23 protein-coding genes are annotated in these 24,160 nt (G+C 72.4%); 9 read left to right on the top strand and 14 right to left on the bottom strand.

Translation table 11 applies throughout. The features are described from left to right. Positions 1 to 116 precede the first annotated feature (116 nt). Entirely contained in the window at positions 117 to 512 is a 396-nt protein-coding gene (locus OFY01_RS06270; protein ID WP_266597121.1) for a hypothetical protein, read from the top strand. Positions 513 to 574: 62 nt separating this feature from the next. On the opposite strand, the gene OFY01_RS06275 is transcribed toward OFY01_RS06270, so the two are convergent. Continuing rightward, a complete protein-coding gene (locus tag OFY01_RS06275) occupies positions 575 to 1,162 on the bottom strand; it encodes an NADPH-dependent FMN reductase (protein WP_266597122.1) in 588 nt (195 codons plus the stop codon). 133 nt (positions 1,163 to 1,295) lie between these two features. On the opposite strand from OFY01_RS06275, the gene OFY01_RS06280 reads away from it, so the two are divergent. Further along, positions 1,296 to 2,036 (top strand): TetR/AcrR family transcriptional regulator, encoded by a 741-nt coding sequence (locus tag OFY01_RS06280; protein ID WP_266597123.1) that lies wholly within the window; start codon positions 1,296 to 1,298, stop codon positions 2,034 to 2,036. A gap of 160 nt (positions 2,037 to 2,196) precedes the next feature. Here the strand turns inward: OFY01_RS06280 and OFY01_RS06285 are convergent, their stop codons facing one another. The 3 genes from OFY01_RS06285 to deoC are packed head-to-tail and all read right to left on the bottom strand — an operon-like array spanning position 2,197 to position 5,500. After that, positions 2,197 to 3,102 (bottom strand): aldehyde dehydrogenase family protein, encoded by a 906-nt coding sequence (locus OFY01_RS06285; protein WP_266597124.1) that lies wholly within the window; start codon positions 3,100 to 3,102, stop codon positions 2,197 to 2,199. Beyond that, a complete protein-coding gene (locus OFY01_RS06290; RefSeq protein WP_266597126.1) occupies positions 3,095 to 4,531 on the bottom strand; it encodes an aldehyde dehydrogenase family protein in 1,437 nt (478 codons plus the stop codon). The genes OFY01_RS06285 and OFY01_RS06290 overlap by 8 nt, the downstream gene beginning before the upstream one ends. A 6-nt stretch (positions 4,532 to 4,537) precedes the next feature. Next, complete coding sequence (gene deoC / locus OFY01_RS06295; RefSeq protein ID WP_266597162.1) at positions 4,538 to 5,500, bottom strand: deoxyribose-phosphate aldolase; 963 nt, start codon at positions 5,498 to 5,500, stop codon at positions 4,538 to 4,540. A 695-nt stretch (positions 5,501 to 6,195) separates the two neighbouring features. Between deoC and OFY01_RS06300 the strand changes: the two genes are divergently transcribed. After that, positions 6,196 to 6,804, top strand: a complete 609-nt coding sequence (locus OFY01_RS06300) for a PH domain-containing protein (RefSeq protein WP_266597127.1) — start codon at positions 6,196 to 6,198, stop codon at positions 6,802 to 6,804. A 103-nt stretch (positions 6,805 to 6,907) separates the two neighbouring features. On the opposite strand, the gene OFY01_RS06305 is transcribed toward OFY01_RS06300, so the two are convergent. From OFY01_RS06305 to OFY01_RS06320, 4 genes are all read right to left on the bottom strand, one after another. After that, positions 6,908 to 8,110: a hypothetical protein gene (locus tag OFY01_RS06305; protein WP_266597129.1), complete on the bottom strand. Its 1,203-nt coding sequence runs from the start codon at positions 8,108 to 8,110 to the stop codon at positions 6,908 to 6,910. A 302-nt stretch (positions 8,111 to 8,412) separates the two neighbouring features. Beyond that, a complete protein-coding gene (locus OFY01_RS06310) occupies positions 8,413 to 10,074 on the bottom strand; it encodes a phospho-sugar mutase (protein ID WP_266597131.1) in 1,662 nt (553 codons plus the stop codon). 67 nt (positions 10,075 to 10,141) lie between these two features. Then, a complete protein-coding gene (locus OFY01_RS06315) occupies positions 10,142 to 10,966 on the bottom strand; it encodes a purine-nucleoside phosphorylase (protein WP_266597133.1) in 825 nt (274 codons plus the stop codon). Positions 10,967 to 11,102: 136 nt separating this feature from the next. Further along, positions 11,103 to 11,540 (bottom strand): gamma-glutamylcyclotransferase, encoded by a 438-nt coding sequence (locus OFY01_RS06320; protein WP_266597135.1) that lies wholly within the window; start codon positions 11,538 to 11,540, stop codon positions 11,103 to 11,105. Between the two features lie 156 nt (positions 11,541 to 11,696). On the opposite strand from OFY01_RS06320, the gene OFY01_RS06325 reads away from it, so the two are divergent. Further along, a complete protein-coding gene (locus tag OFY01_RS06325) occupies positions 11,697 to 13,145 on the top strand; it encodes an NAD(P)H-quinone dehydrogenase (RefSeq protein WP_266597137.1) in 1,449 nt (482 codons plus the stop codon). Positions 13,146 to 13,369: 224 nt separating this feature from the next. Continuing rightward, positions 13,370 to 14,338 (top strand): DeoR/GlpR family DNA-binding transcription regulator, encoded by a 969-nt coding sequence (locus tag OFY01_RS06330; RefSeq protein ID WP_407700285.1) that lies wholly within the window; start codon positions 13,370 to 13,372, stop codon positions 14,336 to 14,338. Positions 14,339 to 14,483: 145 nt separating this feature from the next. Here OFY01_RS06330 and OFY01_RS06335 read toward each other — a convergent pair whose 3' ends face one another. Then, entirely contained in the window at positions 14,484 to 15,074 is a 591-nt protein-coding gene (locus OFY01_RS06335; RefSeq protein ID WP_266597141.1) for a TetR/AcrR family transcriptional regulator, read from the bottom strand. Positions 15,075 to 15,184: 110 nt separating this feature from the next. After that, on the bottom strand, positions 15,185 to 16,957 hold the full coding sequence (locus OFY01_RS06340; RefSeq protein WP_266597143.1) for an acetyl/propionyl/methylcrotonyl-CoA carboxylase subunit alpha: 1,773 nt from the start codon (positions 16,955 to 16,957) through the stop codon (positions 15,185 to 15,187). 362 nt (positions 16,958 to 17,319) lie between these two features. Here OFY01_RS06340 and OFY01_RS06345 point away from each other — a divergent pair, with 362 nt between their 5' ends. Further along, positions 17,320 to 17,817: a hypothetical protein gene (locus OFY01_RS06345; protein ID WP_266597145.1), complete on the top strand. Its 498-nt coding sequence runs from the start codon at positions 17,320 to 17,322 to the stop codon at positions 17,815 to 17,817. On the opposite strand, the gene OFY01_RS06350 is transcribed toward OFY01_RS06345, so the two are convergent. The 4 genes from OFY01_RS06350 to OFY01_RS06365 form a co-directional block, all read right to left on the bottom strand. Next, entirely contained in the window at positions 17,789 to 18,400 is a 612-nt protein-coding gene (locus OFY01_RS06350; RefSeq protein ID WP_266597147.1) for a nucleoside triphosphate pyrophosphatase, read from the bottom strand. The two genes, OFY01_RS06345 and OFY01_RS06350, sit on opposite strands and share 29 nt — an antisense overlap. Positions 18,401 to 18,451: 51 nt before the next feature. Continuing rightward, positions 18,452 to 18,580, bottom strand: a complete 129-nt coding sequence (mmpB, locus tag OFY01_RS06355; RefSeq protein WP_266597149.1) for a morphogenic membrane protein MmpB — start codon at positions 18,578 to 18,580, stop codon at positions 18,452 to 18,454. 95 nt (positions 18,581 to 18,675) lie between these two features. Continuing rightward, a complete protein-coding gene (locus tag OFY01_RS06360; RefSeq protein ID WP_266597151.1) occupies positions 18,676 to 18,882 on the bottom strand; it encodes an acyl-CoA carboxylase subunit epsilon in 207 nt (68 codons plus the stop codon). 24 nt (positions 18,883 to 18,906) lie between these two features. Beyond that, complete coding sequence (locus OFY01_RS06365) at positions 18,907 to 20,493, bottom strand: acyl-CoA carboxylase subunit beta (protein ID WP_266597153.1); 1,587 nt, start codon at positions 20,491 to 20,493, stop codon at positions 18,907 to 18,909. A gap of 345 nt (positions 20,494 to 20,838) precedes the next feature. Here OFY01_RS06365 and OFY01_RS06370 point away from each other — a divergent pair, with 345 nt between their 5' ends. From OFY01_RS06370 to OFY01_RS06380, 3 genes are all read left to right on the top strand, one after another. Beyond that, positions 20,839 to 21,738, top strand: coding sequence for a biotin--[acetyl-CoA-carboxylase] ligase (locus tag OFY01_RS06370; protein ID WP_266597154.1), 900 nt, complete (start codon positions 20,839 to 20,841; stop codon positions 21,736 to 21,738). Between the two features lie 224 nt (positions 21,739 to 21,962). Beyond that, positions 21,963 to 23,093, top strand: coding sequence for an adenylate/guanylate cyclase domain-containing protein (locus OFY01_RS06375; RefSeq protein WP_266597155.1), 1,131 nt, complete (start codon positions 21,963 to 21,965; stop codon positions 23,091 to 23,093). A gap of 42 nt (positions 23,094 to 23,135) precedes the next feature. Then, positions 23,136 to 23,939 (top strand): enoyl-CoA hydratase/isomerase family protein, encoded by an 804-nt coding sequence (locus tag OFY01_RS06380; RefSeq protein WP_266597156.1) that lies wholly within the window; start codon positions 23,136 to 23,138, stop codon positions 23,937 to 23,939. The last annotated feature ends 221 nt before the right edge of the window (positions 23,940 to 24,160 follow it).

The following is a 24,160-nucleotide window of genomic DNA, read 5'->3' on the forward strand; positions in this document are numbered from 1 at the left end:
AGGCATGGCGGCGCCGGTGCCGACCCTGCGCGGCGTGCGTGTGGCAGGATCCACGACAGCAACTACTCCACGTGTTTGCGCGATCACCAGAATCGAGAGAGTCAGGCGGATCCACCATGGCCCGACACACAGCTTCCATGTCCCCCTCCGGCGGCGCCCGCCGTACGCTGCTGCGCGCCGGCCTCACCGTTGCCGCGGCGGGAGCGGTCGTCGCCGCGGGCGGCGCCGCCGCGAGTGCCGAGCCGCTCGGCGGCACCGATCCGGCCGCCGCGGCCCAGGGCCTCACGCAGGCGCTGCACACCGCGACGTCCGGCGGCCTCGGCCCGGTCAAGCACATCAAGCTCGACCCGCTCGCGGGCACCGGCGTCGACCCGCTCACCAACGCGGTCGGCACCCAGGTCGCCGACTTCAAGCCGGTCAGCACGGCCGCCGTGACCGGCCCGGTGACGTCGGGCAGCTCGCTCTCCGAACTCCCGCTGGTCGGCGGCGTGACGAAGGTGCTACCCGGCTGACCGCTCGGCGTGAGGCTCCGCCCTGAGCGTCCTCGCCTCGCCTCGTCTCCGTCGCCGTGACGTCAGGCGGCGTACGGGCGGGCGGACTTGGCGTCGCGCAGGGCGTGCCCCCACCAGGCCAGCTGGTCGAGCATCGCCTTGGCCGCGCCCTCGACGGCCGGGTCGTCGACGCGGCCGTCCGGGCCGAAGGCGGCGTAGGCGTTGTGGAAGCTGACCGTGTTGCGGATGGTCATGGCGTTCAACTCCGCCATCACGACCCGGAGTTGCTCGACGGCGCGCAGGCCGCCCGAGAGGCCGCCGTACGAGACGAAGGCGATCGGCTTGCCGTGCCACTGCTGGTTGTGCCAGTCGATCGCGTTCTTCAGGGCGGCCGGGAAGCTGTGGTTGTACTCGGGCGTGACGAAGACGAACGCGTCGGCGGCAGCCAGGCGCGGCGTGACGAGCCCGAGCGCCTGCGACGCGGCGGGCTCCGGCTCCTGGCCGAAGGCGGGCAGGACGGTCGGCAGCGGGGTCTCGGTGAGGTCCACGACATCGGCGCGCATGTCGTCGCGCTGCCCGAGGTGGCCGGTCAGCCACTGGGTGACGACGGGCGCGAAGCGCCCCTCGCGGGTGGAGCCGACGAGGACGGCGACGCGGAGCGGTGCGGACATGGTGGTGGACCCCCTGGTGATGAGCGATGCGGTGTACGCCGTATCCATTGGCGTACACCGTACACATCTATGTGTACGGTGTCTACTGTCGATACGCTGTACGCATACAGTGAGACCGAGGGAGGCCGGACACATGGCGACGCGGAAGAGGTCGGGGGGCGACGGGCTGGTCGAGCCGTCCCTGTGGGAACGTCTCGAACGGCCCGCGCACACGCAGCGCGCCGCGCTCACGCTGGACAGGATCGCGGCGGCGGCCGTCGAACTCGCCGACGAGGAGGGCGCAGGGGCCGTCACCATGCGGCGCTTGGCCACGAAGCTCGGCGTCGCGCCCATGGCCGCATATCGCCACGTCTCCGGCAAGGACGACCTGTGGGCGCTGATGATCGACCGGGTGTCGGCCGATCTCACGGTGCCCGACGACGTGACGGACTGGCGTCAGGTGCTGCGCTTGTACGCCGAGCGGTCACGGGAGCTGATGCTGCGCCACCCGTGGATCGGGCAGACGCCCCTGCCGACGGTCGTGCTCACCCCGGCCCGGATGGCCGTCGCCGAACGGCAGTTGCGGGTGCTGGCCGAGCAGGGACTGGACGCCGACACGACGATGGCGGCGTTCCGCGCGGTCAGCTCGTACGTCCACGGCGCCACGCAGGCGGAGGTCGCCGTGCGCCAGTTCCGGGAGGGACACGGCTGGGAGAGCGGCGACGAGACCCGCGAGGCCCTCGCCCCGCAGATGACCTACCTGTTGGAGACCGGCCGTTACCCCACGTACCGGGAGTACGCCCGCGCGGCGACCCGCAAGGACGACCCCGCCTGGGAGTTCGCGTTCGGCCTCGACTGCGTACTGGACGGCATCGCGCGGCGGCTCGGCATCTGAGCCGGGGCGGGGCCCGCGCAGGCGTGCACGCACGGGCGAGGCCCCGGCCCCTCCTGGACGGAGAAGGGGCCGGGGCCTCGGGTCCTGAACCCGGCGGGACGAGGGCTCGGCGCGCGGTACTCGGTACGGCGGAACTCGACGAAACCCGGTACGGCGGAACTCAGTACGACGAACCCGACGCGCCCAGCGACCCCGTCGGGTGCCAGACCGTCTTCGTCTCCAGGAAGTACGTCAGGCGGTCCGTGCCCGGATCGGCGGTGAAGTCCTCCGCGGCCCGGGGGCGGCGGACCCGCTTGAGGTTGTCCGCCGCCGCGATCTCCAGCTGCTTCGCCAGGCCGAGGTCGGCGGCCGTGCCGGTCAGGTCGATGCCGTTGACGTCCTGGTGGGCGGCGAGCGACGGGGCGATCTCCGCCGCCTTGCCGGACAGGATGTTGACGACGCCGCCGGGCAGGTCGGAGGTGGCGAGCACCTCGCCGAGGGAGAGCGCCGGGAGCGGCGCCCTCTCGCTCGCGATCACGACGACGGTGTTGCCGGAGGCGATGACCGGCGCGATCACCGAGACAAGACCCAGGAACGACGACTCCTGCGGCGCGAGGACCGTCACGACACCGGTCGGCTCCGGGGTGGAGAGGTTGAAGAAGGGGCCGGCGACGGGGTTCGCCCCGCCCGCGACCTGGGCGATCTTGTCGGTCCAGCCCGCGTACCAGACCCAGCGGTCGATCGCGGCGTCCACGACGGCCGCCGCCTTCGACCTGCCGATGCCCTCCGCGTCAGCGACCTCGCGCACGAACTGCTCGCGGCGGCCCTCCAGCATCTCGGCGACGCGGTAGAGGACCTGGCCCCGGTTGTAGGCGGTGGCGCCCGACCAGCCGCCGAACGCCTTGCGCGCGGCGACGACCGCGTCACGGCCGTCCTTGCGGGAGGAGAGGGGCGCGTTGGCCAGCCAGTCGCCGTTCTTGCCGTCGGTCACTTCGTACACCCGGCCGCTCTCGGAACGCGGGAACTTCCCGCCCACGTACAGCTTGTAGGTCTTGAAGACGCTCAGTCGTTCCGTGCGCTCAGACATCGAGGTACGCCTCCAGACCGTGACGGCCGCCCTCGCGGCCGAAGCCCGACTCCTTGTAGCCGCCGAACGGCGAGGTCGGGTCGAACTTGTTGAACGTGTTGGCCCAGACGACGCCCGCGCGGAGCTTGTTCGCCACGGCGAGGATCCTGGACCCCTTCTCGGTCCAGATGCCCGCCGACAGGCCGTACTGCGTGTTGTTGGCCTTGGCGACGGCCTCGTCCGGCGTACGGAAGGTCAGCACGGACAGGACCGGGCCGAAGATCTCGTCGCGGGCGACGGTGTGGGCCTGCGTGACGCCGGTGAAGAGCGTCGGCGCGAACCAGTAGCCGGAGGACGGCAGCTCGCAGGGCGCGGTCCAGCGCTCGGCGCCCTCCGCCTCGCCCGTCTCGGCGAGCGCGGTGATACGGGCCAGCTGCTCGGCGGAGTTGATGGCGCCGATGTCGGTGTTCTTGTCGAGCGGATCGCCGAGGCGGAGGGTGGAAAGGCGGCGCTTGAGCGAGTGCAGCAGCTCGTCGTGGACGGACTCCTGCACGAGCAACCGCGAGCCGGCGCAGCAGACCTGCCCCTGGTTGAAGAAGATCCCGGTGACGATCCCTTCCACGGCCTGATCGACGGGAGCATCGTCGAAGACGATGTTGGCGCCCTTGCCCCCCAGCTCCAGGGTGAGCTTCTTGTCCGTACCGGCGACGGTCCGGGCGATCTCCTTGCCGACGGCGGTGGAGCCGGTGAAGGCGACCTTGTCGACGTCGGGGTGGGCGACGAGGGCCGCGCCCGCGTCCCCGTACCCGGGAAGGATGTTGACGACGCCCTTGGGCAGTCCGGCCTGGCGGCAGATGTCCGCGAAGAAGAGCGCGGACAGCGGGGTCGTCTCGGCGGGCTTGAGGACGACGGTGTTGCCGGTGGCGAGCGCCGGGGCGATCTTCCAGGCGAGCATGAGGAGCGGGAAGTTCCAGGGAATGACCTGCCCGGCGACCCCCAGCGCCTTCGGGCCCGGCCCGAACCCCGCGTGGTCCAGCTTGTCGGCCCACCCGGCGTAGTAGAAGAAGTGCGCGGCGACGAGCGGGAGGTCCGCGTCGCGCGTCTCCTTGATCGGCTTGCCGTTGTCGAGCGTCTCGAGCACGGCGAGCTCGCGGGAGCGTTCCTGGATGATGCGGGCGATGCGGAACAGGTACTTGCCGCGCTCGGCGCCGGGAAGGGCGGACCACTTCTCGAACGCCTTGCGGGCGGCCCTCACGGCACGCTCGACGTCGGCCTCACCGGCCTGGGCGACCTCGGAGAGAACCTCCTCGGTGGCGGGGGAGACGGTCTTGAAGACCTTCCCGTCGGCGGCGTCGACGAACTCGCCGTCGATGAACAGCCCGTAGTTCGGAGCGATGTCGACGACCGCACGCGACTCGGGCGCGGGCGCGTACTCAAACACAGATGCCATGGGTGATCAGTCCACCGTCACGTAGTCGGGACCGGAGTAGCGGCCGGTGGCCAGCTTCTGACGCTGCATCAGCAGATCGTTGAGGAGGCTGGAGGCGCCGAACCGGAACCAGTGGTTGTCGAGCCAGTCCTCGCCCACGGTCTCGTTCACGAGAACCAGGAACTTGATGGCGTCCTTCGATGTGCGGATGCCTCCGGCGGGCTTGACGCCGACCTGGACGCCGGTGGCGGCGCGGAAGTCGCGCACTGCTTCGAGCATCAACAGGGTGTTGGCGGGGGTCGCGTTGACCCCCACCTTCCCGGTGGAGGTCTTGATGAAGTCGGCCCCGGCGAGCATGCCGATCCAGCTGGCGCGCCGGATGTTGTCGTACGTCGACAGCTCCCCGGTCTCGAAGATGACCTTGAGCCGCGCGGAGCCGGACGCCTCCTTCACGGCCCGGATCTCCTCGTAGACCTTCATGTGGTGACCGGCGAGGAAGGCGCCTCGGTCGATGACCATGTCGATCTCGTCGGCCCCGGCGGCGACGGCCTCGCGCACGTCCCCGAGCTTGACGTCGAGGGCGGCGCGCCCGGCCGGGAAGGCGGTGGCGACGGAGGCGACCTTGACGTCCGTCCCGGCGACGGCGGCCTTCGCGGTGGCCACCATGTCCGGATACACGCAGACGGCGGCGGTCCGGGGCGTGCTCCGGTCGGTCGGATCCGGGTTGACGGCCTTGGCGCCGAGTGCCCGGACCTTGCCTGGGGTGTCGGCACCCTCCAGGGTCGTCAGGTCGATCATCGAGATGGCCAGATCGATGGCGTACGCCTTGGCCGTGGTCTTGATCGACCGGGTCCCGAGCGCGGCGGCCCTGGCCTCCAGGCCCACGGCGTCGACACCAGGCAGTCCCTGGAGGAATCGGCGCAGAGTGGCCTCGGAGGCGACGGCATCGGCCAGCGCGTGTTCTTTGGCGGTTGCGGGTGCAGTGGGCATGCTCACGAGCTGAGCATATCTACGCGCGTAGCGGCTGTACAGGCCCTCCCACCAGGCGCTGCCGTGCGAGACGAGCGCACGACTGAGCGCGCGAGCGGCGCGAGGCGGTGCGGCGGGTCCCGTGACGTCGGCGGGCGCCTTCGGCGGCGCGGGGAACGGCGCGGGTGGCAACGGGCGGCAAGCGGTCCCCGCGGACACAGGCGCTTCCCCTGGGTGGGCGTCTGGGCGGGGGCCGGGGGCCGGGGGCGTGGGGAGCGGCGCGAGCAGCCGCAGGGGGGCGGGTGGTTGCCGTGGAGACAGTCGTTGCCGCCTTCCGGTGGCCGCTTTGAGGGGCGCGGGGAACTGCGCGACGAGCCGCAGGAGGCCGGTGGCCGCTGTGGAGGCAGTCGCCCCTGGGTGGGCTTCTTCGGGGGCGCGGGGAGCGGCGCGAGTAACCACAGGCGCCCGGCGGCCGCCATGGAGACAGTCGCCCCCGCCTCCCCCGGTGGACACCTCCAGGGCCCAGGCAACAGCGTGAGCAATCGCACGGGCCGATGGCCGCCACAGAGGCGGAGCAGGCCACCCGCACCGCCCCGGCAGGCTCCCCCCAGGAACGCGCCGAATCCCGCACACGGCACCCCACCCGCGAGGAGCCCGCCCACGGGGCCGGGCCCCACACTGCTCAAGCCTGCGCAGCGTCAGGCACAATCGGGCCCATGACGAGCCCCACCACTTCGCCCGACCGCACCTACCGGTCACCCGCAGGCATCGCGGGCGGCGTCTTCCTGCTCGCGCTCGGCGCCTGGCTCGGCTTCGACGCCGTGGTTCGTGGCGTGGGCCGCACTCCGTGGATGGCCCTGGCGGGACTGCTCCTCGGCGTGCCGCTCGTCGTGGCGTTCACCATCCGCCCGGCCGTCTTCGGCAACGACGACCGCCTGCGCGTACGCAACCCGTTCCGCGTCATCACCCTGCCCTGGGGCGCCGTAGCGAACTTCCGCTCCGGCTACTCCAACGAGGTCTTCGACCAGTCGGGAACCAAGTACCAGCTCTGGTCCGTCCCCGTCTCGCTGCGCGGTCGCCGCAGGGCCCAGCGTCGCAGCCTGCGTGCCCAGACGGAGGCCATGAAGACGGGCGGTGCCGCCCAGTCGGGGGCGGACCAGCGCGCCACCGCCGACCGGGCCATGGACGAGCTGCGCGAGCTGTGGGAGAAGCGGGCGCAGGCCGAGACGGCGCAGGGTGAGCCGTCGGTCCGCTGGGCGTACGAGATCATCGCCCCGGCCGTCGCCGGAGCCGTGCTGCTCCTGATCCTCGGCCTGACCGGCTGACACCGGCGGCACCGTGGTCAGCCGCGGCCCGAGGAGCGCAGGCCGCCCGCCCCCTCAGGCCGCCGCCCCCCGCGCCCCTTGCCTCTCAGGGCACCCCGTCCGCTCAGGGCGCACCCGTGTACACCAGCAACATGTACGCACCCCCGTACGCCCCCGTCACCACCGCCCCCGCGACCCCGAGCACCAGCGCCCTTCGGGACGCCGCCCGCGCCATCGCCAGGGCGATCGGCAGCAGCAGCGGGAACGCGGGGACCAGGAAGCGGGCGCGGGGGAAGTAGACGCCGCCGCTGCCGAGGACGATCGTGAGCAGCGCCCCGCTGAAGACCAGCAGCGGCAGCGGCTGGCGGTCCCACACGCAGATCGCGAAGAGCACCACCGCCACGATCAGCGTGACCGACACGCACACCAGGAAGAGATCGGGCACCGAGTCGTACGCGAGGTACTCGCGCATCCGGCGCAGCGTCTCCAGGCCGCCGTCCCACTGGTTCTTCCACAGTCGCCGCTGCACCTCGAAGTAGCCGTCCCACCGGCCGATCCGGTGGCCCGCCCAGCCCACGAACGCCAGCCAGCCCAGCGGGGCGAACAGCGCGCCCGCCGCCGGCCGCCACCGGAGGCCCGAGCGCAGCGCCGGCAGCGCGCTCAGGCTCACCGCCGCCGCGAGCGCGATGCCCGTCGGACGGGTCAGTCCCGCGAGCACCGAGAGGGCACCCGCCGACACCCACCGGCCCGTGAGCACCGCGTACAGCGACCAGGCCGCGCACGCCGTGAACAGCGACTCGGTGTAACCCATCCACTGCACGATCCCGACCGGAAGGCACGCCCACAGGAACGCCAGCAGCACGCCCGCGCGGCGGCCGTGCAGCCGCTCGCCGACCGCGAAGATCCCCCAGGCGGCGACGAACGAGCTCACCCCCGCGACGACGAGCCCCACGCTCGCCCGCGACCCCGGGGTCACCGCGGCGACCGCCTTCACGAGGACCGGGTAGAGCGGGAAGAACGCGAGGTTGTGGAAGTCGTGCGCCGAGCTGACGGCGTAGCCGTGGTCGGCGATGCCCAGGTACCACTTGGCGTCCCACTGCGTGGCGAGCGTGGGCCACACGCCGTGGCCCTTGCGGTGCGCCCAGACGGCGAGTACGAGCAGCGAGAAGGCGCGCACGGACCCGTACGCGAGAAGGGCGGGGGCCGCGCCGCGCAGCGACCGGGCGAGGCGGCGGCGCAGTCCGGCGGCGGGGGCGGGCGCCGAACCGCCGGGGCGGTGGCGCCGGGCCGGGGGGAGGAGAGGGGCCTCGGTGGCGGTCGGAGGCACGTCGGCGGCTCCTGCGGATGCGGGGAACGGGCGGGTGGGCGGGGGCAACGTTCCCGTCACGCCCCGCCGTTGTCGCTCGACGTTCCGTCAATCGAACCGCAAGTACCACTCGTACGAGTGAGGATGTGAGCCTGAGCGCCGTGCAGCGCGGTCGGACGTCCGCCGCACGGCACCCGCCGCCCCGGGACGCTCCCGCACGCCCCTGGCGCCCCGCTGCCGCTAGGGCGTGCTTCGAAAGTGGCGTCGTCCGCCCGAAGGGCGGGCCCGGCGTCGCCGGGCAGACGGGACTTTCGAAACGCGCCCTAGATACCCGCTGCCGCCGCCAGATCCGTCCTGATCGCCTCCAGGCGCCGTGCCGCCTCCGCGCGCGCGGCGTCCAGCGCCTCCCGGTCGCGCACCGGCACCACGACCTCCAGGTAGCACTTGAGCTTGGGCTCGGTGCCGGAGGGGCGGACCACGACGCGGGCGCCGTCGAGGGTGTAGCGCAGGCCGTCCGTCGGCGGCAGACCGCCCGCCCCCGCCGAGAGGTCCTCCGCGCGGGTCACCGCGAGCCCGGCGAGCGCCGCCGGAGGCTGGTCGCGGAGCCTGCGCATCGCCGCGGCGATGACCGACAGGTCGTCCACCCGCACGCTCAGCTGGTCCGTGGCGTGCAGGCCGTGGGCCAGCGCCAGGTCGTCCAGGGCGTCCAGGAGGGTGCGGCCCCGCTCCTTGAGCTCGCTCGCCAGCTCGGTCACCAGCAGCGCCGCCGTGATGCCGTCCTTGTCGCGTACGCCCTCCGGGTCGACGCAGTAGCCGAGCGCCTCCTCGTAGCCGTAGCGCAGGCCCGGCACACGCGCGATCCACTTGAAGCCGGTCAGCGTCTCCTCGTACGGCAGACCCGCCGCCCGCGTGATGCGGCCGAGCAGCGACGACGACACGATCGACTCGGCGAACGTGCCGGTCGCGCCGCGCCCGACCAGGTGCGCGGCGAGCAGCGCGCCCACCTCGTCGCCGCGCAGCATCCGCCAGCCGCCGTCCGCGGACGCGTCCGGCACGGCCACCGCGCAGCGGTCCGCGTCCGGGTCGTTGGCGATGATCAGATCGGGGGCCGGTGTCTGGGCGCGGGCCGTCGCGAACGACAGGTCCATCGCGCCCGGCTCCTCCGGGTTGGGGAAGGCGACCGTCGGGAAGTCGGGGTCCGGCTCCGCCTGCTCGCGTACGAGGACGGGCTCGGGGAAGCCCGCGCGGGCGAAGGCGGCCCGGAGCGTCTCGGTGCCGACGCCGTGCATCGCCGTGTGGACCGTGCGGGCCGTGCGGGCCGACCCGGGGGCCAGGACCGCGTCCGTGCGCGCCAGATAGGCATCCAGGACCTCGTCGCCCAGGACGTCCCAGCCCGCCTCCGGGCGAGGCACGTCGTGCAGCGAGGCGACCGCGTCGATCTCCGCGGCGATCTCCGCGTCGGCGGGCGGCACGATCTGTGAGCCGTCGCCGAGGTAGACCTTGTAGCCGTTGTCGCGCGGCGGGTTGTGCGAGGCCGTGACCTCCACGCCCGCGACCGCGCCCAGGTGCCGTACGGCGAAGGCCAGGACGGGCGTGGGCAGCGGGCGGGGCAGGAGCGCCGCGCGCAGCCCGGCGCCCACCATCACCGCGGCCGTGTCGCGCGCGAAGTCCGCCGACTTGTGGCGCGCGTCGTAGCCGATGACCACCGGGCCGTGCGTCTGCCCCTTGGCCTTCAGGTACGCGGCCAGGCCCGCCGCGGCGCGGATGACCACCGCGCGGTTCATCCGCATCGGGCCCGCGCCCAGCTCGCCGCGCAGGCCGGCCGTGCCGAACTGCAAGGTGCCCGAGAAACGCTCGCCCAGCGCCCGGAGGTCCCCGCCGTCGACCAGCTTCGCCAGCTCGTCGCGGGTCTCCGGGTCGGGGTCCTCGGCCAGCCAGGTCCTCGCCCGGTCGAGCAGTTCGCTGCTGCTGCCTTCAACGGTCACGGTTCGCATTCCTTCTTCGGGGCTTTCGGGCGGCTCGGATTCTCGGGCTCTCGGGCTCTCGGGTGGCTCAGATCTTCGCGAGGACGCGCGTCAGCAGCTCACCCATGCGGGCGGCCGAGTCGCGGCCGGCCTGGAGCACTTCCTCGTGGTTGAGCGGCTCGCCGGACAGGCCCGCGGCCAGGTTCGTCACCAGGGAGATGCCCAGGACCTCGGCGCCCGCCTCACGCGCGGCGATCGCCTCCAGAACGGTGGACATGCCGACCAGGTCGGCGCCGAGGACGCCGGCCATGCGGACCTCGGCGGGCGTCTCGTAGTGCGGGCCGGGGAACTGGGCGTAGACGCCCTCTTCCAGGCTCGGGTCGATCTCCTGGCACAGCGCGCGAAGCCGCGGCGAGTACAGGTCGGTCAGGTCGACGAAGTTGGCGCCGACGATCGGCGAGGTGGCGGTCAGGTTGATGTGGTCGCTGATGAGGACCGGCTGGCCGGGGCGCATGCCCTCGCGCAGGCCGCCGCAGCCGTTGGTCAGCACGACGGTCTTGGCGCCCGCCGCGGCGGCGGTGCGCACGCCGTGCGCGACGGCGGCCACACCACGGCCCTCGTAGTAGTGGGTACGGCCCAGGAAGACCAGGGCGCGCTTGTCGCCGACCTGGTACGAGCGGACCTTGCCGCCGTGGCCCGCGACCGCGGCGCCGGTGAAGCCCGGCAGCTCGGTGAAGGGGAACTCGGCGGCGGGTGCGCCGAGCGCCTCGGCGGCCGGAGCCCAGCCGGAGCCCATCACGAGGGCGACGTCGTGGGTCTCGGCACCGGTGAGCTCGCGCAGGCGCGCGGCGGCGGCGTCGGCGGCGGCGTAAGGGTCGCCCTGGAGGTTGTCCGGAGTAACAGATGCGTTCACGCGGTTGAGGGTAGCGGGTCATCGCCTACGCGCGTAGATGATGAGGCTCACGGGAATGCGATCGTTGTCTTGTCGTTTCCCACGAACCCGCGTGCCCGGAAGCCCGCCGCGCCGCCGACAGGGGTCCGCCGAGCGGCTAACAGGGGCGCTTGCGCAGTTCCATCACATAGTCGTGCGGGGCGCCCGCCGACTCCGCCGCGTCCGCGATCTCGCCCAGGTAGCGGGCGGAGGGCAGGCCGCCCTCGTAGCCGTTCAATACGTACACCCACGCGGGTTCCGCGCCGTCCAGTGTGTCCACGCGGACGCGCATGCGCCGGTATATGTCGAGGCCGACGCCCTCCCAGCGGTCCATGGAGTCCTCGTCCATGGGCGCGATGTCGTACAGCGCGACGAAGACCTGCGAGCGCGGCGCCTCGACGATCGTGGCGAGGGCGCCCTCCCAGCCCATGTGCTCGCCCCCGAAGGTCAGCCGCCAGCCGTTGAGCCAGCCGGTCGCGCGCAGCGGCGAGTGCGGGGCGCGGCGGGTCATCAGCCGCGCGTCGAGGTTGCCGGCGTACGCGGCGTAGAGCGACATGGAATCGAGGGTACGACAGGGGCCCATGTGTCTCGCGAGTAATGAGAGCTGTCCCTCGTGCGGGTGTGCGGACGCCGGTCGGGCCGGGAGGGGCGGGCCGGGGGAGGCGGGCCGCGGCGGGCCCCGGTTCGGCATCCGCTTGATGGGTGCGGGACAATGGGGTACGTGACTCGGATCGTGATCATCGGCGGCGGACCTGGCGGATACGAGGCGGCACTGGTGGCCGCCTCGCTCGGCGCGGAGGTGACCGTCGTCGACTGCGACGGTCTGGGCGGCGCGTCGGTGCTCACCGACTGCGTGCCGTCGAAGACCCTGATCGCCACGGCAGAGGTGATGACCACCTTCGACTCCTCCTACGAGGAGCTGGGGATCATCGTCGAGGACGAGACCCCGGACCCGCAGAAGCCTGCCCGTGTCGTCGGCGTCGACCTCGGCAAGGTCAACCGCCGTGTGAAGCGGCTCGCGCTCGCCCAGTCGCACGACATCACCGCCTCCGTCACGCGCGCGGGCGCACGCGTGCTGCGCGGCCGCGGCCGCCTCGACGGGCAGCAGGCGCTCGACGGCTCCCGCAAGGTGATCGTCAGCGCCGCCGACGGCACCGAGGAGACGCTCGTCGCGGACGCCGTGCTCATCGCCACCGGCGGCCACCCGCGCGAACTGCCCGACGCCCAGCCCGACGGCGAGCGCATCCTCACCTGGACGCAGGTCTACGACCTCGACGAGCTGCCCGAAGAGCTGATCGTGGTCGGTTCCGGTGTCACCGGCGCCGAGTTCGCGGGCGCCTACAAGGCCCTCGGCTCCAAGGTCACCCTCGTCTCGTCCCGCGACCGCGTGCTGCCGGGCGAGGACCCGGACGCCGCCGCCGTCCTCGAGGACGTGTTCCGGCGCCGCGGCATGAACGTCATGGCGCGCTCGCGCGCCGCCTCCGCCAAGCGCGTGGGCGACCGGGTCGAGGTCACGCTCTCCGACGGCCGGGTCATCTCCGGCACGCACTGCCTGATGGCGGTCGGAGCCGTCCCCAACAGCGCGGGGCTCGGCCTGGAGGAGGCCGGGGTCAAGGTCAAGGAGTCCGGGCACATCTGGACCGACAAGGTCAGCCGGACCACCGCCCCCGGTGTCTACGCGGCCGGTGACGTGACCGGTGTCTTCGCCCTCGCGTCGGTCGCGGCGATGCAGGGCCGCATCGCGATGTACCACTTCCTCGGCGACGCCGTCACCCCGCTGAACCTCAAGACGGTCTCGTCCAACGTCTTCACCGACCCGGAGATCGCCACCGTCGGCTACACCCAGGCCGACGTCGACTCGGGCCGGATCGACGCGCGCGTGGTGAAGCTGCCGCTGCTGCGCAACCCGCGCGCCAAGATGCAGGGCATCCGGGACGGCTTCGTCAAGCTCTTCTGCCGTCCGGGCACCGGGATCGTGGTCGGCGGCGTGGTCGTCGCGCCGCGCGCCTCGGAACTGATCCACCCGATTTCGATCGCGGTCGACAACAATCTTACGGTCGAACAGATCGCGAACACCTTCACCGTGTACCCGTCGCTTTCGGGGTCGATCGCGGAGGTCGCGCGGCAGCTGCACGCGCGCAAGGCGGCCGGGGAGAGCTGACCGGCTTCTGGCGCTCGGTCCAACTCCTCGCTGGTCACGGTGAGTTGTGGCACCCGCGAAGGGCGGGGGCGCGGCAGGTGGACGTTCCTGTCGCGCCTATACCACTTCCAGGGCTGTTGTGCGAACAGAATCTGTAATCCGGCGCAAACTGCTGAAAGCAGACGGTCGTTGGGGTTACTGTCAGTTTCGTGTTCGCTGCAGAACGTCGTCAATTGATCCTCGAAATGGTGCGGGCCAACGGAGCGGTGTCGCTCCGGGAGCTCGCCCGCGTCGTCCAGACCTCCGAAGTGACCGTACGGCGGGACGTGCGCGCGCTGGAGGCAGAAGGACTCCTCGACCGCCGGCACGGCGGTGCGGTACTGCCGGGCGGATTCACGCGGGAGTCCGGCTTTCCGCAGAAGTCACATCTCGCGACCGCGGAGAAGACGGCCATCGCCGACCTCGCCGCGGGCCTCGTCGAAGAAGGCGAGGCGATCGTGGTGGGCGCCGGTACGACCACGCAGGAGCTGGCCCGACGGCTCGCGCGCGTGCCGGGACTCACCGTCGTCACCAACTCCCTCCTGGTCGCCCAGGCGCTCGCCCACGCCAACCGTGTCGAGGTCGTCATGACCGGTGGCACCCTGCGGGGGTCCAACTACGCGCTCGTGGGCAGCGGGGCCGAACAGTCCCTGCAAGGGCTGCGGGTGACCCGCGCCTTCCTCAGCGGGAGCGGCCTGACGGCCGAGCGGGGCCTGTCCACGTCCAACATGCTGTCGGCCTCGGTCGACCGGGCGCTCGTGCAGGCCGCGGCGGAGGTCGTGGTGCTCGCCGATCATTCCAAGCTCGGGACGGACACGATGTTCCAGACCGTACCGACGGACGTGATCACGCGACTTGTCACGGACGAGCCGCCCGCGCACGACGACCGTGCCGCCACGGAGTTGCAGGCGCTGGCCGATCAGGGCGTGCAGATCGCGGTGGCGGGAGCGAGTCCCTCCCGGGGGAGCGGCGGAGCGGGCAACGGTGTCCCGGAGCCGACGGGAGCCGGGGCCGCGTCCACGCAGGGGCGTGCGTCCTCGCGCCGGGACGTGCCGGTTCCGGCGCCCCGGCGCCAGCTCTCCGGAAACGGGCATCCGCTGCGCGGCGCGCCCCCGCTGGACCAGGCGGCGCCGGAGCGGACGTCGGCGCGGGTGGCGGATCTTCGGCGGCGGTAGGCGTCCGTGTCCGCGTCCGGGCCGTGCCCCTCGGCGCCGTGGGGCCCGGGGTCTCGTCCGCGGGTGTGCGCGCCGCTGGTGGGTTCTCGCGCGGTTCCCCGCGCCCCTGACGGGCTCGGGCTTCGCCGCCGCCCACGGTGCGGCGTCAGTCGGACGGGGCGCCGTGTCCCGTCGCCGTGATGCCGCGCAGCGTCAGGCGTAGCAGACGGTCCGCCAAGGCGGGGTCCGAGGGGGTTTCCTCCGCGGCCAGGGCGATCGCGTTGGTCAACTGCAACAGATCGGCGATCGAGACGTCCGCCCGCACCGCCCCCGCGTGCTGCGCCCGAGCCAGCAGCGCCTGCCCGGCCTCCCGCATCGGACCACTGCACCGGGCCAACGCCGAACTCGCGTCCTGCGACGCCGACATGAGGGCCCGGGACAGCCCCCGGTACTCACCGGCATGCGTGATGACCTCGCGCAGCCACGTCACGAGCGCCGCGCACGGCTGCTCCGCGTCGAGCAGCGCGCGGGAGCGGGCGAGCAGATCGCTCACCGCCTCCTCGAACACCGCGCTCAGCAGGGTGTGCCGGTTGGGAAAGTGCCGGTACAGCGTGCCGATGCCGACGCCGGCGCCGCGCGCGATGTCCTCAAGCGACGCGTCGCTCCCGTGCTCGGCGAAGGCACGCCGCGCCTGAGCCAGCAGCCGCTCGTAGTTGCGCCGCGCGTCGGCCCGCTTGGGCCGTCCGTCGGTCGTCATCGGGACCTCCTCGCACCGTGCACACAACGCAGGGCGCCCGCCGGGCCGTCGTCCGGTCCGGCGGGCGCCCGCGCACCTGCGCCTTACTGGCCTGCGCCTGCTGTCTGCCGTCAGTCCTTGATCTCGCAGATCGCGGCGCCGGACGTGAGGGACGCGCCGATCTGCGCGGTCAGGCCCTTGATGGTGCCGGACTTGTGCGCGTTGATGGGCTGTTCCATCTTCATGGCCTCCAGGACGACGACCAGGTCGCCCTCCTTGACCTCCTGGCCCTCCTCCACGGCGACCTTGACGAGGGTGCCCTGCATCGGCGAGGCCAGCGTGTCACCGGAGACGGCCGGGCCCGACTTCTTCGCCGCGCGGCGCTTGGGCTTGGCGCCGGCCGCCAGGCCCGTACGGGCCAGCGACATGCCGAGCGAGGACGGGAGCGAGACCTCCAGGCGCTTGCCGCCGACCTCGACGACGACCGTCTCGCGGCCCGTCTCGTCCTCCTCGCCGGCCTCGGCGGGGGCCGCGAACGGCGGGATGTCGTTGACGAACTCGGTCTCGATCCACCGCGTGAACACCGTGAACGGCTCGTCGCTGCCGGTCAGTTCGGGCGCGAACGCCGGGTCGGCCACGACCTTGCGGTGGAAGGGGATGGCCGTGGCCATGCCCTCCACGTCGAACTCCGCGAGCGCGCGCCCGGCCCGCTCAAGGGCCTCCTTGCGCGTACGGCCCGTCACGATGAGCTTGGCGAGCAGCGAGTCCCACGCCGGGCCGATCACCGAACCGGACTCCACGCCCGCGTCCAGGCGGACACCGGGGCCGGCCGGCGGGTCGAACTTCGTCACCGTGCCGGGGGCGGGCAGGAAGTTGCGGCCCGGGTCCTCGCCGTTGATGCGGAACTCGAAGGAATGACCGCGCAGCACCGGGTCGCCGTAGCCGAGTTCCTCGCCGTCGGCGACGCGGAACATCTCGCGGACCAGGTCGATCCCGGCGACCTCCTCGGTGACCGGGTGCTCGACCTGAAGGCGCGTGTTGACCTCCAGGAAGGAGATCGTGCCGTCCGCGCCGACCAGGAACTCGACCGTGCCCGCGCCGACGTAACCGGCTTCCTTCAAGATCGCCTTCGACGCCGAGTACAGCTGCTCGACCTGCGCGTCCGACAGGAACGGCGCGGGGGCCTCCTCCACCAGCTTCTGGTGGCGGCGCTGGAGCGAGCAGTCACGGGTGGAGACGACCACCACGTTGCCGTGCTGGTCGGCCAGGCACTGCGTCTCCACGTGCCGGGGCTTGTCCAGGTAGCGCTCCACGAAGCACTCGCCGCGCCCGAACGCGGCGACCGCCTCGCGCACCGCCGAGTCGTACAGCTCGGGGATCTCCTCCAGCGTCCGGGCGACCTTCAGGCCGCGCCCGCCGCCGCCGAACGCGGCCTTGATCGCGATCGGCAGGCCGTGCTCCTCGGCGAACGCCACGACCTCGTCGGCGCCCGAGACCGGGTCCGGGGTACCCGCGACCAGCGGGGCACCCGCCCGCTGGGCGATGTGACGGGCCGCCACCTTGTCGCCGAGGTCGCGGATCGCGTGCGGCGGCGGGCCGATCCAGGTCAGACCGGCGTCCAGGACCGCCTGGGCGAACTCCGCGTTCTCCGACAGGAATCCGTAGCCGGGGTGGACGGCGTCCGCGCCCGCGTCCTTGGCCGCCTGCAGTACCTTCGCGATGTCCAGATAACTGGTGGCCGGGGTGTCCCCGCCAAGGGCGAAGGCCTCGTCGGCCGCGCGGACGTGCAGAGCGTCCCGGTCCGGGTCGGCATAGACGGCAACGCTCGCGATCCCGGCGTCCCGGCACGCCCGGGCCACGCGGACAGCGATTTCGCCACGGTTGGCGATGAGCACCTTGCGCACGATGGCTCCCTCCTTGAAACAAGCCGAGTTTAGGGACTGCCGACACGGGCGTACGACCCGTCCCCAATGGTGAGCTTGCCCACACAGAGTGTGATTCGAGGTTCGGTAGAGCTGCTAAACCCCTTGTCGTGGCTGGCCGCGCAGGATCCCTCCGGGCAACCCTAGCCCGCCCATGTGGCGGAGGTCTCTGTGAGGCGGCCCACCGGACCGGCGGCATTCTTTGTGGAGTCCCTACGAATGGCCCAATGATTCTTTGCCTTCGCCGGAACCCTTGTCCGTCGGTTTACCCGTTAGTAGCGTTCGCGCTGTACGGCACGTACTACGGGTAACAGCAGTCGCCGCGACGCAGGCGGGGAAAGTGGGTGGGACCGGTGGCGCGCAGACCGGTGGCGTGGTTGGCCGCGATCGTGCTCTTCGTGGAGGCGTTCGGGATCGTGCTCCTGAACTGGTTCCTGGGCCTGGTCGTCGACAAGCAGGAGATGTCCCTGGCCGGGCTCGACCCGCGGGCGATGTCCGTCGGCTCCTGGATCGCGGGCGGCGTGTTCGGGCTCTACCTCGTGCTGTGCGGGCTGGTCCTGCTGCGCACGGCGATCACCGACCGCGCGCCGGGCGGCATCGGCCGCATCGTGCTGATCAGCGCGGCCGTCGTGCACGGGCTGCTCGGCGCGTTCGCCATCAGCCTGGTGGGCTGGCTCGCGTTCGTCTTCATGATGGTCGTACTCGCCCTGATCGTGCTCACCCTGGTGGCGTACGAGAAGGCGGGCGGCGGCACCGACGGCGCACAGGACGACGGGGGCGCCGCCACCGGGCCCACCGGGCCCACCGGGCCCGCTAGTTCGCCGGAGCCCACAGCTGGGTGATGCCCACTCCCAGCTCCGCCAGCAGGCGGCGCAGCAGCGGCAGCGACAGGCCGATCACGTTGCCGTGGTCGCCGTCGATGCCGTCGATGAACGGGGCCGAGCGGCCGTCGAGCGTGAACGCGCCCGCCACGTACAGCGGTTCGCCCGTCGCCACGTACGCGGCGATCTCCTCGTCGCTGGGTTCGCCGAAGCGGACGACCGTGGAGGCGGTGCCCGAGGCGTAGCGGCCCGAGAGCGTGTCGTAGACGCAGTGGCCGGTCTGCAGGGTGCCCGCGCGGCCGCGCATCGCCTTCCAGCGGGCGGTGGCCTCCTCGGCGTCGGCGGGCTTGCCGAGCGCCCGGCCGTCCAGGTCGAGCACCGAGTCGCAGCCGATCACGACGGCGCCGTGCGCCTCCGGCCTCGCCGCCACCACGGATGCCTTGGCCTCGGCGAGGGCGAGGGCGAGTTCGGCGGGCGTGGGAGCCTTGACGGCGTCCTCGTCGACGCCGCTGACGATCACCTCCGGCGCGAACCCGGCCTGCCTCAGCAGGCCCAGACGGGCAGGGGACTTGGACGCGAGAATCAGGCGGCGCGGTGCGGTCATGAGGCTCAGCGTATAGGTGCGGTCACACGGCTCCGCGCGCGCACGCCCCGCTCAGCGCAGACCGAGCAGCAGCATCACCACGAACATGGCCAGGGCCACCAGGACGCCCGCGCGGCGCAGCATCGCCTGCGTTTCGCGCAGCTCCTCGGGGGGCTCGTCGTCCGGATCTGACCACAGCACACACCGATACTGCGACGCACGCGCGTGTGGCGCCTGAGTACGCGTACTCAGGCGCCACACGCGTAGGTACTAATTCCCCGCCGGGCCCCGCACGCTCACGACGGCCAGTACGTGCGCGACCAGCTCGTCGGGCCCGGAGCCGGCAGGCGGTGCCGGGCGATGCGGGCCGGGTCGGACCACGCGGCGTGGTGCGCCGCCGCGGCCGGGGGCTGAGGCGCCGCCGCGGCGCGGGCCCTGACCACCGCCAGTGCGGCGGCCAGCTCCTCGGGTGTCGGGTTTCCCCGTACGACCTTGATGTTCATACGTGCTCCCGGGGTCCGCGGGGCCTACAGGGGGATGTTGCCGTGCTTCTTCGGGGGCAGGTTCTCCCGCTTCGTACGCAGCTGGCGCAGGCCCCGCACGATGTGCGAACGGGTGTCCGACGGAAGGATCACCGCGTCGATGTAGCCGCGTTCGGCCGCCGTGTACGGGTTGAGCAGGGTGTCCTCGTACTCCTGGATGAGCCGCCCGCGGACCGCCTCCACGTCGTCACCGGCCTCGGCGATGGTGCGGCGGTGCAGGATGTTGACGGCGCCCTGGGCGCCCATGACGGCGATCTGGGCGGTCGGCCAGGCCAGGTTGAGGTCGGCGCCCAGGTGCTTGGAGCCCATCACGTCGTAGGCGCCGCCGAACGCCTTGCGGGTGATGACCGTGATCAGCGGGACCGTGGCCTCCGCGTACGCGTAGATCAGCTTGGCGCCGCGCCGGATGATGCCGGTGTGCTCCTGCTCGACGCCCGGCAGGAAGCCGGGGACGTCGACGAAGGTCAGGACGGGAACGTTGAACGCGTCGCAGGTGCGCACGAAACGGGCGGCCTTCTCGGAGGCGTCGATGTCGAGGCAGCCCGCGAACTGCATCGGCTGGTTGGCGACGATGCCCACCGGGTGGCCCTCGACCCGCCCGAAGCCGGTCACGATGTTCGGCGCGAACAGCGACTGCGTCTCGAAGAACTCACCGTCGTCCAGGACATGCTCGATGATCGCGTGCATGTCGTACGGCTGGTTCGCGCTGTCCGGGACGATCGTGTCCAGCTCACGGTCCTCGTCGGTGACCGCGAGGTCGGCCTCCTCGGGGAAGGCGGGCGGCTCGCTCAGGTTGTTCGACGGCAGGTAGGAGAGCAGCTGCTTGACGTACTCGATCGCGTCCTTCTCGTCGCCCGCCATGTGGTGCGCGACGCCGGAGGCCGAGTTGTGGGTGCGGGCGCCGCCGAGCTCCTCGAAGCCGACGTCCTCGCCGGTGACCGTCTTGATCACGTCGGGACCCGTGATGAACATGTGCGACGTCTGGTCGACCATGACCGTGAAGTCGGTGATCGCCGGGGAGTAGACCGCGCCGCCCGCGCACGGCCCGACGACCAGGCTGATCTGCGGGATCACGCCGGAGGCGTGGGTGTTGCGGCGGAAGATCTCGCCGTACATGCCCAGGGCCATGACGCCCTCCTGGATGCGGGCGCCGCCGGAGTCGTTGATGCCGATGACCGGGCAGCCCGTCTTGAGGGCGAAATCCATCACCTTCATGATCTTCTGCCCGAACACCTCGCCGAGGGCGCCGCCGAAGACCGTGAAGTCCTGCGAGAAGACGGCGACGGGACGGCCGTCCACGGTCCCGTACCCGGTCACGACACCGTCGCCGTACGGCTTGTTGGCGTCCAGGCCGAAATCGGTGGAGCGGTGCCGGGCGAACTCGTCCAGCTCCACGAACGAGCCCTCGTCCATGAGCAGCGCGATCCGCTCACGCGCCGTCAACTTGCCCTTGGCATGCTGCTTCTCGACCGCCCGTGCCGAGCCGGCGTGGGTCGCCTCATCGATCCGGCGCCGCAGGTCCTCGATCTTCCCTGCGGTGGTGTGGATGTCGATCTGTTCCAACTCGGACATCGGGACGCGGCTCCCTGCCTGGTTCGACGCTGCTCACGGAGATGACGGGGGAATCTGCTGCTTACCTGTCGGCGCACCTGCCGACTTGGCTACTGGCTCGTAGGGTAGTGGGGCGAATACCGCTTGGCAGTGCGGCGTTCGCCACACAGCCCGGCCTTTCGGGCGAGCGGATTTCATGATTCAGCGGCACGAGCCGTGTCCGGCGTCTTCCACCCCCGTGTCGCGGCGGGACACGCCGGAGGGGTGACGCCGCGCTCGTGGTCGCGTGCCCGCGCACCGCGGCGCCCGGGGCCGGAATCCGCTCTCCGCGCGGGGCGGGGAGAAGTCAAACCTAGAGTGGGTCGCATGACAACGCCACCAGGTGCATCTGGAAGTCCGCTCAGCGGGAACGGTGAGCCGAGGCCGGGCCGGTGGACCGATCTCGACCGTCCCCCACTCAACGCGGCGGCCCTGCGCCGCGCCCTGGTACGTGACGGGAGCCTGTGGACCGCCCTCGACGTGCTCGACCGCACCGGCTCCACCAACACCGACCTCGTGGCCCGCGCCGCGTCCGGCGCCGTGCCGGAGGGCGCCGTGCTCGTCGCCGAGGAGCAGGACGCGGGGCGCGGGCGACTGGACCGGCAGTGGTCGGCGCCGCCGCGCTCGGGTCTTTTCGTCTCCGTGCTGCTCACGCCGGGCGAGCACGGCGTGCCGGTGGAGCGGTGGGGGTGGCTGCCGCTGCTCACCGGGGTCGCCGTCGCCACCGCCCTGTCGTCGGCGGCCGGGGTGGACACGGCCCTGAAGTGGCCCAACGACCTGCTGGTCACGGTCGACGGCGAGGAGCGCAAGGCCGGAGGGATCCTCGCGGAGGCGTCCGGCTCGGGCGGCGTCGTCATCGGCATCGGCCTCAACGTGTCGCTGCGCGCGGACGAACTGCCCGTGCCGTCGGCCGGGTCCCTGACGCTCGCCGGGGCGAAGCTCCTTGACCGGGAGCCGGTGCTGCGGGCCGTGCTGCGCTCGCTGGAGCGGTGGTACCGGCAGTGGTGCGCGGCGGCGGGCGACCCGGGCGTGTCCCGGCTCCAGGAGACCTACGCGGCGGGCTGCGCCACCCTCGGGCGCGAGGTGCGGGCGGTGCTTCCGGGGGACCGGGAGATGGTCGGGAAGGCGGTCGCCCTGGACGCGGACGGGCGGCTCGTGATCGCACTGCCCTCCGGAGGCCGGGAGGCCGTCGGTGCCGGGGACATCGTGCACCTGCGTCCCGCGTAGCCGGAAGGGGCGCGGGGCCGTGCCGTTGTGCGGCGTCGCCGCGTGGGCGCTGCCCGCCGCGGACGGCCCGCGGCCGCGCCGCGGACAGAACGCGGCAGCCCGGCAGGCGCCCCGGCCGACCGCAACACCGCCCACCCGCTCCGAACGGAGTGACCTGGCGCACAGCTGCCGTAGAGTTGAGGCCGGTCGATACCTGACCGCGGCAGATCGGAAGGGCAGCAGGCGTGACCGTCGACGACTCGGGCTCCGGTACGGGCTCCCCACCCGACCCCGAGAAGCCGGAGCTTCAGGGAGGAGACGAGCAGGACCCGGCGGATCCCCTCGCCCTGCGGCTCGAACAGCTCATCCTGGGCGCCGAGCGGCGCTACACCCCGTTCCAGGCGGCCCGCAGCGCGGGCGTCTCCATGGAACTTGCCTCCCGCTTCTGGCGGGCCATGGGCTTCGCGGACATCGGGCAGGCCAAGGCGCTGACCGAGGCGGACGTGCTGGCGCTGCGCCGGCTTGCCGGTCTGGTCGAGGCGGGACTGCTCAGCGAGGCCATGGCCGTGCAGGTCGCTCGGTCCACCGGCCAGACCACCGCGCGGCTCGCCGACTGGCAGATCGACTCGTTCCTGGAGGGCCTGACGGAGCCTCCGGAACCCGGCATGACCCGCACCGAGGTCACGTACCCGCTGATGGAGCTGCTCCTGCCGGAGCTGGAGGAGTTCCTCGTCTACGTGTGGCGCAGGCAGCTCGCCGCCGCCACCGGGCGCGTCGTCCAGGCGGGTGACGACGAGGAGATGGTCGATCGGCGGCTCGCCGTCGGCTTCGCCGACCTGGTCGGATTCACCCGCCTGACCCGCCGGATGGAGGAGGAGGAACTCGGCGAACTCGTCGAGGCATTCGAGACGACCTCCGCCGACCTGGTCGCCGCGCACGGCGGACGGCTCATCAAGACCCTGGGCGACGAGGTCCTCTACGCCGCCGACGACGCGGGCACCGCGGGCGAGATCGCGCTGCGGCTCATCGAGACCATGGCCAACGACGAGACCATGCCGGAGCTGCGCGTCGGCATGTCGTTCGGCACGGTCACCACACGCATGGGTGACGTCTTCGGCACGACCGTGAACCTGGCGAGCCGTCTGACGTCGATAGCGCCCCGTGACGCCGTCCTGGTCGACGGGGCGTTCGCCGCCGAGCTGATCCGCTCGGGCGAGGCGCCCGAGTCGGAGGCCGAGGCCACCGCGGCCGCGGAGAAGGCCGAGGAGGCGGGCGAGGAGCCCCCGTCCTACCGGTTCGCGCTGCAACCCATGTGGCAGCGGCCCGTACGCGGACTCGGCGTCGTGGAGCCCTGGACGCTGACCCGGCGGACCTGACACCCTTTCCGGTTAACTGGCGTTAACCGGAAAGGGTGAAACATGGATGGCGAGCAGCGGTTCGGGGAGTTCGTCGGCGTACGGCGCCACGAGAGCGGGACGGTCGCCGAGCTGGTGCTCGACCGGCCCAAGGCGATGAACGCCGTCTCCAGCGGCATGGCGAGCTCTGTCGCGGCCGCGTGCGCGGCGCTCGCCGCCGACCGGGAGGTGCGGGTCGTCGTGGTCACCTCCAGCAACGACCGGGCCTTCTGCGTCGGCGCCGACCTCAAGGAACGCAACTCCCTGTCCGACGCCGATCTCGTGCGGCAGCGCCCGGTGGCGCGCGCCGCCTACACCGGTGTGCTCGATCTGCCGATGCCGACGATCGCGGCGGTGCACGGGTTCGCCCTCGGCGGCGGTTTCGAGCTGGCGCTGGCCTGCGATCTCATCGTGGCCGACGCGAGTGCCGTGGTCGGTCTTCCGGAGGTGTCGGTCGGCGTGATCCCGGGCGGCGGCGGCACACAGCTGCTGCCGCGCCGGGTCGGGGCCGCGCGGGCCGCCGAGCTGATCTTCACGGCCCGCCGGGTCGGCGCCGAGGAGGCGGCCGAGCTGGGGCTCGTGGACCAGGTGGTGGAGGCGGGCGGCGACACCGCGGAGGCGCTGGCGCTCGCCGCGCGCATCGCGGGCAACTCGCCGGTGGGCCTGCGCGCCGCCAAGCGGGCGCTGCGCCTCGGCCACGGGCTCGACCTGAGGGCCGGGCTCGAGGTGGAGGACGCGGCCTGGCGGTCCGTGGCCTTCTCCGGGGACCGGGCGGAGGGCGTGGCCGCGTTCAACGAGAAGCGCAAGCCGCAGTGGCCGGGGGAGTGAGGGGCGGGGCGAGTGCCGGGGTGAGCTGCGGGTGGCCCGCGCGGGGGCGATACCCCAGGTCGGGCGTACTGAATTCACCGAAATGCCGGAGTCGTTCCTAGTCTGGATACGTGGGTGACGACCTCCGGCTGCGAGCCGTGGTGACGCTGGCGCAGGGCATGGCCGCTGCGCAGCCCCCCCGCGAGTCCTGGCGGGCGGCCGCGCTCGGCACGTGCCGAGCG

Origin of the sequence: Streptomyces beihaiensis, assembly GCF_026274175.1 — a bacterium.
Lineage (GTDB): Bacteria > Actinomycetota > Actinomycetes > Streptomycetales > Streptomycetaceae > Streptomyces > Streptomyces beihaiensis.

What these genes read in the sequence shown, in the direction of transcription:
- OFY01_RS06275 (WP_266597122.1), bottom strand. Translation starts at nt 1,162, where the DNA reads ATGTCCGCACCGCTCCGCGTCGCCGTCCTCGTCGGCTCCACCCGCGAG.
- deoC (WP_266597162.1), bottom strand. Translation starts at nt 5,500, where the DNA reads ATGCCCACTGCACCCGCAACCGCCAAAGAACACGCGCTGGCCGATGCC.
- OFY01_RS06280 (WP_266597123.1), top strand. Translation starts at nt 1,296, where the DNA reads ATGGCGACGCGGAAGAGGTCGGGGGGCGACGGGCTGGTCGAGCCGTCC.
- OFY01_RS06365 (WP_266597153.1), bottom strand. Translation starts at nt 20,493, where the DNA reads ATGTCCGAGTTGGAACAGATCGACATCCACACCACCGCAGGGAAGATC.
- OFY01_RS06380 (WP_266597156.1), top strand. Translation starts at nt 23,136, where the DNA reads ATGGATGGCGAGCAGCGGTTCGGGGAGTTCGTCGGCGTACGGCGCCAC.
- OFY01_RS06350 (WP_266597147.1), bottom strand. Translation starts at nt 18,400, where the DNA reads ATGACCGCACCGCGCCGCCTGATTCTCGCGTCCAAGTCCCCTGCCCGT.
- OFY01_RS06300 (WP_266597127.1), top strand. Translation starts at nt 6,196, where the DNA reads ATGACGAGCCCCACCACTTCGCCCGACCGCACCTACCGGTCACCCGCA.
- OFY01_RS06290 (WP_266597126.1), bottom strand. Translation starts at nt 4,531, where the DNA reads ATGGCATCTGTGTTTGAGTACGCGCCCGCGCCCGAGTCGCGTGCGGTC.
- OFY01_RS06360 (WP_266597151.1), bottom strand. Translation starts at nt 18,882, where the DNA reads ATGAACATCAAGGTCGTACGGGGAAACCCGACACCCGAGGAGCTGGCC.
- OFY01_RS06325 (WP_266597137.1), top strand. Translation starts at nt 11,697, where the DNA reads ATGGGGTACGTGACTCGGATCGTGATCATCGGCGGCGGACCTGGCGGA.
- OFY01_RS06370 (WP_266597154.1), top strand. Translation starts at nt 20,839, where the DNA reads ATGACAACGCCACCAGGTGCATCTGGAAGTCCGCTCAGCGGGAACGGT.
- OFY01_RS06270 (WP_266597121.1), top strand. Translation starts at nt 117, where the DNA reads ATGGCCCGACACACAGCTTCCATGTCCCCCTCCGGCGGCGCCCGCCGT.
- OFY01_RS06320 (WP_266597135.1), bottom strand. Translation starts at nt 11,540, where the DNA reads ATGTCGCTCTACGCCGCGTACGCCGGCAACCTCGACGCGCGGCTGATG.
- OFY01_RS06285 (WP_266597124.1), bottom strand. Translation starts at nt 3,102, where the DNA reads ATGTCTGAGCGCACGGAACGACTGAGCGTCTTCAAGACCTACAAGCTG.
- OFY01_RS06335 (WP_266597141.1), bottom strand. Translation starts at nt 15,074, where the DNA reads ATGACGACCGACGGACGGCCCAAGCGGGCCGACGCGCGGCGCAACTAC.
- OFY01_RS06330 (WP_407700285.1), top strand. Translation starts at nt 13,370, where the DNA reads ATGGTGCGGGCCAACGGAGCGGTGTCGCTCCGGGAGCTCGCCCGCGTC.